Below are 14222 nucleotides of genomic sequence, written 5' to 3'. Positions count from 1 at the left end.
AAGGGTGAAAATGGAATCCAAATCGGGAATGACAGATTTCCGGGAAAAAGAAAAACCACCCGCCATGGATGACGAGTGGTTAAAAGCCGGGTTTGTTCTTGTAGTGGAGATCTTTCTCCTTACCCAGTAATTTGGCCTGAATCTTGTTACGTTTTTTATCGCGATAAAAAATAAAACTGCCGAGGACAAAGATTCCTGCGAGAAAGGCAATCAATCCGCCGAGAAAGGGGAACCATGCAAAAGGTTTGCCGGCAAAGGAATCAAACAGGATATCGCGCATCAAAGTCCAGCCATAGATCGCCAAGACCCCGGGCAGGCACATGATCATGATGGCGATAATGCGCTGGTAGACTGGTTTCATGGCTGTGTAACCGTCCTTTCTGTTTCTCAAGGCTATAGTACCTCATTTTTACCAATATTACCACCCTTCCAGGCGTAAAGGGGTATGTTAACATAATGGATGGAAAAAGGAGGGGGCTTCATTGCAATCGATTCTAATCGTAGGCGGGGGAAAAGGAGGACAAGCAATTTTAAGAACCTTTTCCGCAGTTGAGTTCGTCCGGGTCATCGGAGTGATCGATCATCGTTCCGACGCCCCGGCCATGATCGAAGCGAAGAAGCTCGGGATTCCCACAGGCTCAGAGCTGGAACCGTTTTTACATAAAAAGCCGGACGTGATTCTCGAAGTAACGGGTGACCCCGACGTGTTCCGGGAGCTGGCGGAACGCGATCTGCCGGGAACCACGCTCATCTCCGGGGCTGTCGCCCACCTGATGGTTCGCCTCGTTGAGGAGAAAGACCGTTGGTTTGATGCATGGCGGCGCAGACAAAAAGAGCTGGAAGCCATTTTGAATTCGACTCATGACGGTATGATCGCTTTGAACCAGCGGGGAGAGATTACGCTTATGAATGCTTCCGCGGAACGCATGACCGGAGTAAAAACCGGGAATGCTTTGGGACGGCATATTAAGGAGATCATTCCAAATTCGAGATTGGATCATGTACTGCAAACAGGAGTGCCCGAGCTGAATCGCAAGCACATTTTGCCCAGCGGTATGGAGGTGGTGACCAATCGCGTTCCGGTCAAAGGAGCGGATGGCCGGGTGATGGGGGCAGTTTCAGTTTTTCGCGATATCAGCGAGCTTAAAAATCTGACCCAGCAAGTGACGGACCTGAAAAGCATGAAGAGTTTGCTCCAGGCGATCATCGACTCCTCCGATGATGCCATTTCCGTGGTGGATGCCAACGGATTGGGGATTTTGATCAATCCTGCCTACACGAGATTGACCGGTCTTGAACCTGATCAGGTGATCGGCAAACCGGCTGAAACCGATATCTCCGAAGGGGAGAGCATGCATATGAAGGTGCTGACCACCAAGCAACCGGTGCGCGGAGTACACATGAAAGTGGGGCCTCATAATAAAGAGGTGGTCGTCAATGTGGCACCGATCATTATTGGCGGGGAATTGAAAGGGAGTGTCGGAATTCTCCACGACGTATCGGAGATCAAACAATTGAACCGGGATCTGGAACGGGCCAGACGCATTATCCGCACGCTGGAGGCCAAGTATACTTTTGCGGATATTATCGGGAGCAGTGAAGCGATGAAAGTCTCCCTTGACCAGGCAAAACAGGCTGCCAAGACGCGGGCAACCGTTTTGCTGCGCGGGGAATCGGGGACGGGAAAAGAGTTGTTCGCCCATGCCATCCATAATGCGAGCGACCGGAAATACAGCCAGTTTGTGCGCGTCAATTGTGCTGCCCTTTCGGAAAGCTTGTTGGAAAGCGAATTGTTCGGTTATGAAGAAGGAGCATTTACCGGAGCGAAGCGGGGCGGAAAAAAAGGGTTGTTTGAAGAAGCGAGCGGGGGAACCATTTTTTTGGATGAAATCGGTGAGCTGAAGCCAAATACCCAGGCGAAATTGCTTCGCGTTCTTCAGGAAAAAGAAGTGACCCGCGTCGGCGGAACCAAATCCATTCCGATTGATGTCCGGGTGATTGCCGCTACCAATATGTCCCTGGAGAAGGCGATCCAGGAGAAACGCTTTCGGGAAGATTTGTACTATCGGTTAAATGTGCTGCCCATTCATATCGCTCCATTGCGCATGCGGAAAGAAGATTTATATGAACTTTCCCTTCATCTGATTAAAAAGTTTAACCAAGAGTACGGGCGGAATGTTGAGTCAATCGACCAGGAGGCGATTCAGACGCTTTCGGATTATTCCTGGCCGGGCAATGTGCGGGAGTTGGAAAATGTTTTGGGAAGGGCCATGATTAATATGGCTTTTAATGAGAAAGTGATGAAAAAACGGCATCTCCCCCCCTTGAATCTGACGAAGCTGACATTCCCCGATCATCCGGAGAAACATCAGGAGAGCGAAGGAATCCAAACTTTGAAAGAGCGGTTGAGTGAGGTGGAGAAGGAGTATATCGGAAGCATTTACCTCGCCTGCGGGCGAAACAAAACAGAAGCAGCGCGCAAATTGGGTATTTCCGTGCGAAGTTTGTACTACAAATTGGAGCGATACGGTTTATTGTAGAAATGAATTCTTTTGCCTGCAATATTTTGCATACAGTCTGCAATTGTCTGCAAAACGAAAAAAATCTCATTCAGCCAGTTACATGCTGATTTTCAAGGCTTATCCGTTTTTTTAATCGCTTGGCATTACTTTTGCATATAGGGTATCGTGACTGATCAGTCTGCGAAAACTAGTGCTAGTTAAAAAAATAACTTGGTCGGAATAACGAGGTGTGTAGGATGATTAGAACATTTGCTGAAGTAGTAAAAAAAGCAGAAGCTTTGCCACCTGTCACTGTCGCCGTGGCCGCAGCGGCGGATGAAGACGTTCTCGAAGCAGTTCGGAATGCCATCGAACATGGAATCGCCGATTTCCTCTTGTTTGGGGATCAGGAAAAAATTGAGGCTCTGAGCAAAAAAATCGGCCTTAACATTGACTCTTCGAAAATCGGCCATGCTAATACCGTGCAGGAAGCGGCACAGCTTGCCGTGGCCGCAGTCCGCGATGGGAAAGCGGATGTGGTGATGAAGGGGATGATTCAAACGGCCGACTTTTTGCGTGCCATCCTCAACAAGGAAAAAGGATTGCGGACGGGAAGAGTGTTGAGCCATGTTGCCACTTTTGAAGTACCGGGGTATGACCGGCTCATCCACGTGACCGATCCCGCCTTGAATGTGGCACCGGCATTGCCGGAGAAAGCACAAATCGCGCAAAACATCATCGCCTATTGTCATTCGCTTGAAAATATGGAGCCCAAAATCGCTGTCCTTGGTGCGGTTGAGGTCGTGAACCCCAATATGCCGCCGACGCTTGATGCAGCAGCGCTGGCGCAGATGAATCGGCGCGGTCAGCTGAAAGGTGCGGTAATCGATGGCCCCTTCGCCCTGGACAACGCGGTTTCCGTGGAGGCAGCCGAGCACAAAGGGATTGTGAGCCCGGTAGCCGGCAAGGCCGATGTGTTGTTTGTGCCGGATATTGAAGCTGGAAACATCCTCTACAAATCAATGGTCTATTTTGCCAAAGCCAAAATCGGCGCGCTTGTGCTTGGAGCCGCAGCACCGGTTGTTTTGACATCCCGTGCGGATTCTCCTGAAGCAAAGCTGTATTCCATCGCATTGGCGGTGTTGCAAGCGGCAAACCAAAAGTGAGGTTAGGAGGAACTCTCGATGAAAATTTTTGAGTACATGGGCAAATACGATTATGAACAACTCGTATTATGTCATGATGAAGCTTCCGGACTGAAAGCCATCATCTGCATCCACGACACGACTCTGGGTCCTGCGCTGGGCGGGACCCGGATGTGGACCTACGACTCTGAGGATGATGCGATTGAAGACGCCCTGCGCCTTGCCCGTGGAATGACCTATAAAAACGCGGCTGCCGGGCTCAACCTCGGCGGCGGGAAAACCGTGGTGATCGGTGATCCGAAAAAAGATAAAAGCGAAGCGTTGTTCCGCGCCCTGGGACGTTACATTCAAGGGCTGAACGGACGTTACATCACGGCGGAAGATGTGGGGACGACGGTTGAGGATATGGATACCATCCGGATGGAAACCCGGTTTGTTACAGGTATTTCGCCTGCGTTCGGCTCGAGCGGAAATCCGTCTCCGGTAACGGCATATGGGGTATATCGCGGAATGAAAGCGGCTTCAAAAGAGGCTTTCGGAGACGATTCGCTCAAAGGCAAAGTGGTGGCTGTTCAGGGTGTGGGCCACGTTGCTTACAGCTTGTGCAAACATCTGCACGAAGAAGGTGCAAAATTAATTGTAACCGATATCAACAAGGCGAACGTCGACCGTGCCGTTCAGGAGTTCGGCGCTGAAGCGGTTAGCCCGGACAAAATCTACGACGTGGAATGCGATATCTTTGCCCCGTGCGCGCTCGGTGCGATCATCAACGATGAAACGATTGAACGCCTGAAATGCAAAGTGGTGGCCGGTTCGGCGAATAACCAGTTGAAGGAAGAGCGCCATGGCGACATGCTGGAGCAAAAAGGCATTGTCTATGCACCGGATTATGTGATCAATGCCGGCGGTGTCATCAACGTGGCCGATGAACTTCTGGGGTACAATCGTGACCGGGCCATGAAAAAAGTGGAAACGATTTATGACAACATTCTGAAGGTGTTTGAGATTGCCCGCCGGGATGGAATTCCGAGCTATCAGGCGGCAGACCGCATGGCGGAAGAGCGCATCGAAACCATGCGCAAAACACGCAGTACCTTTTTGCAAAACGAGTACAGCATCCTCAACTTGAACGGACGTTAATCCGGAGTGAAAGCCTGAGCAAAACTGAGAGGGGATGGTGCCTTACGGCCATGGAGGTTGCGAGGTGCCACCCCCGACCAACACACTTTCACAGAAAATGGTGTAAACAGAAACGGAGTGTTTAAGGTGGAACCGAAACGGGTTCTTGCAATCAACCCGGGATCGACATCAACCAAAATCGGTGTTTTCGTTGACGAGAAACCGATTCTCGTAGAGACGCTCAGACATGACCCGAAACAAATAGCAGGATTTAAGGAGTTATTTGACCAATACCCTTTTCGCAAGCAAGTGATTTTGGATACGCTTGATCGGGAAGGCATGAACCTCAACCGTCTGGATGCCGTTGTCGCCCGGGGTGGGTTATTGCGACCCATTCCAGGGGGGACTTATCGTGTTAATCAAGCGATGATTGATGATCTTCGATCCGGGGAATATGGAGTTCATGCCTCCAATCTCGGTGCGATCATCGCCGAGGAAATCGCGGGTCGGTTGGGCATACCCGCCTTTATCGTCGATCCGGTTGTCGTCGACGAGATGGAACCGATCGCCCGGATCTCCGGCATTCCGCAAATTGAGCGCAAAAGCATTTTCCATGCGCTGAATCAGAAAGCGGTTGCTCGCCGGATCGCCAAAAAAATGGGCAAACGTTACGAAGATGTCAATGTAATCGTCGTTCATATGGGAGGCGGGATTACGGTTGGCGCTCACAGGCACGGTCGTGTGATTGATGTGAATAACGGATTGAACGGAGAAGGACCTTTTTCTCCGGAACGGGCCGGAACCATTCCGGTGGGCGACTTGGTTGCGCTCAGTTTTTCGGGCAAATATTTTTCCGGTGAAATCATGCGGATGATCGTGGGCCGCGGCGGATTGATGGGGTACCTGGGTACATCCGACGCCCGTGAGGTTGAAAAAATGATCGCCGAGGGAGATGAGAAAGCAAAGCTCATTTATGAGGCAATGGCTTATCAGGTTGCCAAAGAGATCGGTTCCTGTTCAACCGTCTTATACGGAAAACTGGATGGCATTATTTTGACAGGTGGACTTGCCTACAGCGAATACTTTATCCATTTGATCAGAGAGCGGATTGATTGGATCGCGCCGGTCTATGTGGTTCCTGGTGAGAATGAATTGCAGGCACTGGTTGAAGGAGCGCTTCGAGTTATACGCGGAGAAGAAGAAGCCAAAATCTACCCATTTGTGGAAAAAGGAGCGGAGATGGTCCATGGCGGAAAATTATGATCTGGTGATCTTGGGAGCAGGGCCCGGCGGTTATGTCGCCGCAGTTCGCGCTGCCCAATTGGGGATGAAAGTGGCCGTTGTCGAAAAGGAAAAGGTGGGCGGGGTGTGCTTACATAAAGGATGCATACCCAGCAAAACTCTTTTGCGAAGCGCTGAATTGTACCACAATATGAACAACAGCAAAGAGTTCGGCATTCATGTTGCCGGCGTCGAACTGGACTTCGGGCTTGTGCAGAAACGGAAACAAAAGGTGATCGATCAGCTCCATAAAGGGGTACAGGGTCTGTTAAAGAAAAATAAAGTGGACGTGTATGAAGGAACCGGGCGCATTTTGGGACCGTCGATCTTTTCGCCACTGCCCGGGACGATTTCCGTGGAGAAAAAAGACGGCAGCGAACCGGACATGCTTGTGCCGCAATATGTACTGATTGCCACCGGGTCCCGGCCGCGTTCGCTCCCCGGGCTCGAAGTGGATGGAAAAGCGATCATGAATTCCGACCATGCTTTGGCCATGGAAGAGCTTCCGCAATCGATTCTCATCATCGGCGGGGGTGTCATCGGCATTGAATGGGCCTCGATGCTGAGCGATTTCGGCGTGGAAGTGACCGTTGTCGAATACGCCGACCGGATTTTGCCCTTTGAAGATGAAGATGTCAGCAAAGAGATGACACGCATTTTGAAAAAGAGAAAAGTCAAAGTTCTAACAGGGGTCAAAGTGCTCGGTGAAACCGCGGATATCGCTGACGGCCGGGTAACCTTGCAGGCAGAACAAGGATCGGAAACGATTTCTCTTTCTGCCGAACGCGTCCTGGTATCCGTGGGCAGACAGGCGAATATCGACGATATCGGCCTTGCCAATACATCGATCCAGGTGGAAAAAGGCGTCATTGCCGTTAACGAATTCATGCAGACGGCGGAAAAACATATTTATGCCATCGGGGATGTGGTGGGTGGTTATCAGTTGGCCCATGTGGCTTCCCATGAAGGGATTTTGGCCGTGGAACACATGGCCGGACTGGACGTGCATCCGATTGATCCCACTCAGGTGCCGCGGTGTACCTACAGCCGTCCGGAAGTCGGCAGCATCGGCTTGACGGAAGCGCAGGCGAAGGAAAAAGGATATGAGTTGAAAGTGGGGAAATTCCCCTTCCGCGCAATCGGCAAATCCCTCGTCCAGGGCGAAGTGGATGGATTTATCAAAATCATTTCCGACCGGGAGACGGATGATTTGTTGGGAGTTCATATTATCGGTCCCCATGCGACAGAACTCATCTCCGAAGCGGGACTGGCCAAAGTGTTGGATGCCACTGCCTGGGAAATCTCTCATGCGATCCATGCACACCCGACTTTGTCGGAAGTGTACGGAGAGGCCGCTTTGGCGGTGGATGGCAAACCAATTCACGGTTAACTGAAAGGAGCGAAAAACGGATGAGCGAGTTAAACCATCGGGAACTGGGTTTGACGGATGAACAGGTCTTGGAAATGTACCGCTATATGTTGTTGGCGCGCAAAATAGACGAACGGATGTGGCTTTTGAACCGCGCGGGAAAAATCCCCTTTGTGATCTCCTGTCAGGGGCAGGAAGCGATTCAGGTGGGAGCGGCCTTTGCCCTGGACCGGAACAAAGACTGGCTGTGCCCGTACTATCGCGATTTGGGAATGGTACTGGTATTTGGCCAAACAGCAAAAGATCAGATGATGTCCGCATTTGCCAAAGCGGGAGACCCGAACAGCGGCGGACGCCAGATGCCCGGGCATTACGGGGATAAACGATATCGCATTTTGACAGGTTCCAGTCCGGTAACGACCCAAGTTCTCCATGCGGTCGGAATTGCCTATGCAGGAAGGCTGGACGGAGCGGATCACGTGGTCTTAACCTCATGCGGTGAAGGTTCCAGCAACCAGGGTGACTGGCATGAAGCATGCAACTTTGCCGGTGTCCACAAGCTTCCGGTGATTTTTATGGTGGAGAACAACAAATATGCGATTTCCGTGCCTCTGGCCAAACAAGTTGCCGGCGGGGAAGTCTGGAAGCGCGCCCAAGGTTATGGGTTCCCCGGAGTCAAAGTGGACGGAAACAACCCGCTCGCTGTATACCAAGCGGTAAAAGAAGCGGTCGAGCGCGGACGGAAAGGCGAAGGGCCGACACTGATCGAAGCGGTTTCCTACCGGCTTGTTCCCCACTCCAGCGATGATGATGACCGCAGTTATCGCACGCGGGAAGAGGTGGAAGAGGAGAAAAAGAAAGACTCGATTCTCGTTTTCAGAAACTATTTGGCCGAACACGGAATTTTGACCGAAGAAAGTGAGCAAGAGCTCACCAAGTCGATTGTCAAAGAAGTGGACGAGGCGACCGAATATGCCGAAAAAGCGGCTTACCCTGATCCGAAAGATACTTACAAGCATGTGTATGCTTAAGACGGGAGGAGAGAGTTCAAGATGCCAGTCATTTCGTATATCGATGCGGTAACCCAGGCGTTGCAGGAAGAAATGAAACGGGATTCCCGCGTGTTTGTGCTGGGTGAGGATGTAGGTGTTCGCGGCGGCGTATTCAGGGCGACTGCCGGCCTTTATGAAGAGTTTGGTCCGGAGCGGGTTCTGGATACTCCTCTAACTGAATCGGCCATTGTCGGCGTCTCTATCGGTGCCGCAGCTTACGGAAAACGTCCGGTGGCGGAGATTCAGTTTGCCGATTTTATTATGCCGGCAGTTAACCAGATTGTCAGCGAAGCGGCGAAAATACGTTACCGTTCCAATGGTGATTGGACCTGTCCGCTGGTCATTCGCGCACCATACGGAGGCGGCGTGCACGGGGCCTTGTACCATTCGCAAAGTGTGGAAAAAATGTTCAACGGAGTTCCCGGCCTGAAAATCGTCATGCCGTCGACTCCCTATGATGTAAAAGGTCTGCTTAAAGCAGCGATTCGCGATGAAGACCCGGTCCTCTTTTTTGAACATAAGCGCTGTTACCGACTGATTAAGGGCGAGGTTCCCGTCGAGGATTATACGCTGCCGATCGGCAAGGCAGATGTGAAGCGCGAAGGGGATGATGTCACGGTCATCTCCTATGGACTGACGCTCCATTTCGCGCTCCAGGCAGCAGAAATGCTGGAAAAAGAGGGAATCAGTGTTCACGTCCTTGACTTGCGCACCATTTTGCCTTTGGACAAAGAAGCGATTATTGAAGCAGCAGCCAAAACGGGCAAAGTGCTGATCGTGCATGAAGACAATCTGACCGGCGGCGTCGGTGGGGAAGTGGCGGCACTGATTGCTCAGGAAGCTTTCTTTGAACTGGATGCACCCGTTCAGCGTCTGTGCGGTCCCGATGTGCCGGCGATGCCTTACAGCCCGACGATGGAAAAGGAATTTATGCTCAATCCTGAAAAAATCGCCAATGCGATTCGCGAACTGGCGGAATTTTAGAATGAGACGAGGAGGTTCCTTATGGCAACCGATATTTTGATGCCGCAGCTCGGAGAAAGTGTGACAGAGGGTACCATCGCAAAATGGCTAAAAAAACCGGGAGATCCGGTGTCCAAATATGAACCGATTTGTGAAGTTTCCACGGACAAGGTAAATGCAGAAGTTCCGTCCACGATTGAAGGGACGATCGTGGAGCTCGTGGTTGAGGAAGGAACGACGGTTTCCGTCGGGGATCTGATTTGCCGCATTCAGGAAGCCGGTACCGCCGCCGCTGAGGAAGAGCCAAAAGCGGAAGCGGCAAAAGAAGAAAAAGCATCGGCCAAAGCAGAAGTGCCGGCTCAGGAAGAAACATCGATGAAACAGCGCTATTCTCCTGCCGTCTTGAAGCTGGCGAACGAACATAACATCGATCTGACCCGGATCTCGGGAACCGGACGGGGCGGACGGATTACCCGCAAAGACATTCTGCGCGCGATCGAACAGGGAGTTCCCGCCGCTGCCGAGCAACCGGTTGCTGCCGAAAAATCGGCTGCTCCAAGAGAAGAGACAAAACCGGAACCTGCACAACCCAAACAGCCGGCACCTGTTGCTGAAGCCGCCGGCGTTCCGCTGGAAAACGGAGATATCGAAATCCCCGTGACCGCAGTAAGGCGGACCATCGCCCAGCGGATGGTGCAGAGCAAACACGAAGCGCCGCACGCCTGGACGATGATGGAAGTGGACGTAACCGGCCTGGTGGAATTGCGTAACCGCCTCAAAGAGGATTTCAAAAAACGGGAAGGGGTCAACCTTACCTTTATGCCGTTCTTCATCAAGGCGGTGGTTGATTCGCTCAAGGAATTCCCTTACCTCAACTCAGTTTGGGGCGGAGATAAAATTATCTTGAAGAAGCGGATCAATATCTCCATCGCCGTGGCCACTGATGATGCCTTGTATGTACCCGTCATTCATGATGCCGATGAGAAAAGCATCCTCGGCTTGGCACGGGCCGTCAGCCAGCTCGCGGAAAAAACGCGTGCGGGTAAACTGGATTTGAAAGATATGCAGGGTGGAACGTTTACCGTAAACAACACCGGTTCATTCGGCTCGGTATTATCCGCACCGATCATCAATCACCCGCAAGCGGCGATCCTTTCCTTTGAATCCATTGTCAAACGACCGGTTGTCACCAATCAAATGATTGCCGTTCGCGATATGATGAATATCTGCCTGTCGCTGGACCATCGTATTCTCGACGGGTTGATGGCCGGCCGCTTCCTGAAACGGGTCAAAGAGCGTCTGGAAGCTTACGGGCCCAATTCAGAAATTTAATACGCCGCTGCTCTGGTAGAATAGAAGAAGATTGCAACAATCATATGGAGGCACCCGACGCGGTGCCTTTTCCGCTTGGAAAGGTGGATGTCTATGTTTCAAGTACAGCGTCTCGGTCTGGTTCCTTATATGGAAACCTGGGACAAACAAAAGGAATGGGTTCGGAAAATCGATCAAGGGCAGGCGGAGAATCAGCTCTTGTTGCTTGAGCATCCCCATACATTTACGTTGGGACGCGGTTTTCACCAGGAAAATCTGCTCTTTTCAAAAGAATATTATGAAGCACAGGGGATTCAGGTTGTGGAGATTGACCGCGGCGGTGACGTAACCTATCATGGTCCCGGCCAATTGGTCGGCTATCCCATTTTTCACTTGGGAGAGCGCGGCAACGACTCCCACGGTTATTTGCGGGATTTGGAAGAGGTTATCATTCGTGCGCTGAAACACTTTGATATTCAGGGCGGACGAAAAGCCCCCTACACAGGTGTCTGGGTGGGAGACGTAAAAATTGCCGCGATCGGGGTGAAGTTTAACCGTGGACGGCAAAAACGGGGATATATCACCAATCACGGCTTTGCCCTGAATGTGAACACCGATTTGCGCTATTTTAATCTGATCGTTCCGTGCGGAATCCAGGAATACGGGGTTACTTCGATGAAAGAGCTGTTAGGCAGAGAAGTGGATATGGAAGAAGTGATGGAGCAAATCGTGAAAAGCACGGAGGAAGTCTTCGGATGGAAGGCGGGGCAGCCGGTTTAATCAAAAAAGAGTGGAGCGGATCTCTCATGATCCCCTCCACTTGTTTTATGGAATGGCTGGCAGGAGAGCGGGGCCACCTTTTACCTCGCCTTTTCCGGATCAGGGATCTTGAGCGGGGGTTGGCTCAGTCTTCCTTCGGCTCCGTTTCTCACTGGTGCCGTTTTCCATTATTATGCTCATCCCCTGCAGAGAGGCAAAGGTGGTTCGCTTTCAAAATCCCCTTCTTTCCAGCATCGGCCGGATCTGCTGGAGAAATGTTTCCTTGAGGAACTCTTTGGCGACCGTGTTTGTGCATTTTTCCCAGTCCTTCTGATCCGGGGAGCGCTTTCCATAGTAACGCTGGAACCTGCTGCCCAAGCGTTTGGGGAAGAGGAGATAGGAAAAAAACATTTTCCATTCATCAGGATCGAGCGGTTTGGAAGCTCTTTTTTCATAGGCGGAAAGAAAACGCCAAATGGCGGAAGGGGGCCAGTTGTAGGCATATCCGTGGTATTGGACAAATTGGGCCAGGTCAGCCACCCGTTCCATGTAGGTGAGCGTTTCAAAATCAATCAGCCAGATCTGCCGCTTGCGGTCGATCATGATGTTGCGGTGCTGCAGACCGCCGTGACACCAGACGGCATGCTCCGGCATCACCCTTTCCGGAACATCTTGGATGAGATGGTATGCCAGTTTCGCGCGGGTTAAAGCAAAATCGAGCAGGGCCGCCTGCCGGTGATCGCGGCATGACTGGCGCCAGTTTCGCAATTTTTCGAGCATCTTTCGCAGGTATTGATGTCTTCTTCCTAGATATTCCCGTTCGTTGTGGTCACCGTGGGGGATTCCCCGCGATGCTTCATGAAATTCAGCCAGTGTGCCTGCGATTTTTTTCCAATACGGATAACTGTCTGGGGGGACTTCGGTTAAATCGTGCCACTCCTCCATGAAATAAGTTTCGCCGTGATCATCGACGAGCCAATCACCTTCGAGGGAAGGAAGAAAGCTGGGCATGCGCCGAAAGCCATTTTTCCTGATGCAATTTAAACAAGAAATAATAAAGGGGAGGTCGGGCAATTCCTCGGCATTTTTAAAACCGTAGACGCCATGGGACGTTTTGGCTTTGTACACGGCACGCACTTTGGTTAACGAATGGACTTTGAGTCCGTATCGGGTTTCAATGATTCTGGTTACCTCTTCGGGACTGATATGAACATCGGCTTTTACTCGCATCGAAGACACCTCTTTTGCCAAACATGACCCGAAATTGTGCATGGTGGGTCGGATGGTATCGAAAAGGATATGAATGTTTTCCTGAGAAAGAATATGCTTCTATATACCTACGGATGAGCGGAGGCAATTATGCCCCGGTGCCGGATTGTCGCGAAAACAATTTTTTAATTGTTTAGAAGGAAATGATTTAGTAGAAATGGAAGCAAATATAGTAGATAAATCTTTTTTTATCAATTTAAAAATGTGAGGAGGGGCAAAGTGAGTGTGAGTAAAACGATTGCAGTCATCGGTGCGTTTGATACCAAGGGAGATGACTATGCTTTTATCAAGGCGGAAATTGAAAAAAAGGGACACCGGGCGCTGATGGTCAATACCGGAGTGCTTGGGGATCCTTTATTTGAACCTGACATTTCGGCGGAAAGAGTGGCCAAAGCAGGCGGTGTCGCTTTGAGCGAGCTTCGCCGAATCGCCGATAAATCGCTCGCGATGACGATTATGACGAAAGGGATTGCCATCGTGATGCAGGAGCTTTATCAGGAAGGACTGGTTGATGCCGGTTTTTCCATGGGAGGTTCCAATGGAACGATGATCGGAACGTCTGGACTGCGGGCATTGCCGATCGGAGTTCCCAAAGTCATGGTGAGTACGGTGGCGTCAGGGGATACCCAGCCTTATGTGGGGATCAGTGATATCGTCATGATTCCTTCCATCTTGGATGTATCGGGTGTGAATCGCATCAGTGCGCGCATTTACGCCAATGCTGTCGGCGCCATTGTCGGCATGTTGGAAGCTCAAGTCCCGCCTATAGAATCAAAACCGTTGATTACGGCTTCCATGTTTGGCAATACGACAACCTTGGTCAATCAATGCAAAAAATATTTGGATGAAAAAGATTATGAAGTGTTGGTGTTTCATGCCACTGGCACCGGGGGCAAAACGATGGAATCCTTGATTGAAAGAGGCTATATTTCCGGGGTGCTTGAAGTAACGCCAACCGAGCTGGCCGATGAACTGGCGGGTGGTGTTTTGTCAGCCGGTCCCAATCGCATGAGTGCAGCCGCGAAATGGGGATTGCCGCAGGTGATTGCCCCGGGATGTCTGGATATGGTCAATTTTTGGGGGATGTCCACCGTACCCGACAAGTATAAAAACCGGTTACTCTATGCCTGGAATGAGAATGTCACGCTGATGAGAACCACTCCGGAAGAGAATGAAGAACTGGGCCGGATTCTGGCCGAGAAGGCAAACCAGTCCAAAGGGCCTGTCGCCATTTTCCTTCCGCTTCAGGGCATATCCGAATTGGATGCCCCGGATAGAGACTTTTGGTGGCCGGAAGCTGATCAGGCTCTGTTTGATGCGATCAAGAAGAATACAAAGAGCGAAATCCCGATTATCGAACTTGACTGCAATATTAACGATCCCTTATTCGCCCGGGCCGTGACGGATAAACTGCTTGAATTTCTGCAAAATGAAGAAAAATAAGAGGGGGTTT

At 51.1% G+C, this 14222-nt stretch carries 12 protein-coding genes; 10 read left to right on the top strand and 2 right to left on the bottom strand.

Annotated elements, in window-relative coordinates; translation table 11 throughout:
- Nucleotides 1–79: 79 nt before the first annotated feature.
- Nucleotides 80–391, bottom strand: a complete 312-nt coding sequence (locus I8U19_RS01245) for a DUF2627 domain-containing protein (RefSeq protein ID WP_232330877.1) — start codon at nucleotides 389–391, stop codon at nucleotides 80–82.
- A 91-nt stretch (nucleotides 392–482) separates the two neighbouring features.
- On the opposite strand from I8U19_RS01245, the gene I8U19_RS01240 reads away from it, so the two are divergent.
- From I8U19_RS01240 to lipB, 9 genes are all read left to right on the top strand, one after another.
- A complete protein-coding gene (locus I8U19_RS01240) occupies nucleotides 483–2540 on the top strand; it encodes a sigma-54 interaction domain-containing protein (protein ID WP_198054967.1) in 2058 nt (685 codons plus the stop codon).
- 218 nt (nucleotides 2541–2758) lie between these two features.
- A complete protein-coding gene (yqiS, locus tag I8U19_RS01235) occupies nucleotides 2759–3667 on the top strand; it encodes a phosphate butyryltransferase (RefSeq protein WP_033101915.1) in 909 nt (302 codons plus the stop codon).
- Between the two features lie 18 nt (nucleotides 3668–3685).
- On the top strand, nucleotides 3686–4786 hold the full coding sequence (locus I8U19_RS01230; protein WP_033101914.1) for a Leu/Phe/Val dehydrogenase: 1101 nt from the start codon (nucleotides 3686–3688) through the stop codon (nucleotides 4784–4786).
- A 126-nt stretch (nucleotides 4787–4912) separates the two neighbouring features.
- A complete protein-coding gene (buk, locus tag I8U19_RS01225; RefSeq protein ID WP_152568601.1) occupies nucleotides 4913–6028 on the top strand; it encodes a butyrate kinase in 1116 nt (371 codons plus the stop codon).
- Complete coding sequence (gene lpdA, locus I8U19_RS01220; protein WP_198054966.1) at nucleotides 6012–7436, top strand: dihydrolipoyl dehydrogenase; 1425 nt, start codon at nucleotides 6012–6014, stop codon at nucleotides 7434–7436. Before buk ends, lpdA begins: the two co-directional genes overlap by 17 nt.
- Nucleotides 7437–7456: 20 nt before the next feature.
- Nucleotides 7457–8446 (top strand): thiamine pyrophosphate-dependent dehydrogenase E1 component subunit alpha, encoded by a 990-nt coding sequence (locus I8U19_RS01215; RefSeq protein WP_198054965.1) that lies wholly within the window; start codon nucleotides 7457–7459, stop codon nucleotides 8444–8446.
- A gap of 21 nt (nucleotides 8447–8467) precedes the next feature.
- Nucleotides 8468–9451 carry an alpha-ketoacid dehydrogenase subunit beta gene (locus I8U19_RS01210; RefSeq protein WP_033101911.1) on the top strand — a complete coding sequence of 328 codons (984 nt, stop codon included), beginning with the start codon at nucleotides 8468–8470 and terminating at the stop codon, nucleotides 9449–9451.
- Between the two features lie 21 nt (nucleotides 9452–9472).
- Nucleotides 9473–10762: a dihydrolipoamide acetyltransferase family protein gene (locus I8U19_RS01205; RefSeq protein ID WP_033101910.1), complete on the top strand. Its 1290-nt coding sequence runs from the start codon at nucleotides 9473–9475 to the stop codon at nucleotides 10760–10762.
- 93 nt (nucleotides 10763–10855) lie between these two features.
- A complete protein-coding gene (gene lipB, locus I8U19_RS01200; RefSeq protein ID WP_232330876.1) occupies nucleotides 10856–11521 on the top strand; it encodes a lipoyl(octanoyl) transferase LipB in 666 nt (221 codons plus the stop codon).
- Between the two features lie 210 nt (nucleotides 11522–11731).
- Here lipB and I8U19_RS01195 read toward each other — a convergent pair whose 3' ends face one another.
- Nucleotides 11732–12730, bottom strand: coding sequence for a phosphotransferase (locus I8U19_RS01195; RefSeq protein ID WP_198054964.1), 999 nt, complete (start codon nucleotides 12728–12730; stop codon nucleotides 11732–11734).
- A 258-nt stretch (nucleotides 12731–12988) separates the two neighbouring features.
- Between I8U19_RS01195 and I8U19_RS01190 the strand changes: the two genes are divergently transcribed.
- A complete protein-coding gene (locus I8U19_RS01190; RefSeq protein ID WP_370589207.1) occupies nucleotides 12989–14212 on the top strand; it encodes a Tm-1-like ATP-binding domain-containing protein in 1224 nt (407 codons plus the stop codon).
- Nucleotides 14213–14222: the final 10 nt, after the last annotated feature.

The organism is Thermoactinomyces sp. CICC 10523 (genome assembly GCF_016055105.1).
Lineage (GTDB): Bacteria > Bacillota > Bacilli > Thermoactinomycetales > Thermoactinomycetaceae > Thermoactinomyces_A > Thermoactinomyces_A daqus.
This window is presented reverse-complemented; position numbering and strand designations above follow the sequence as displayed.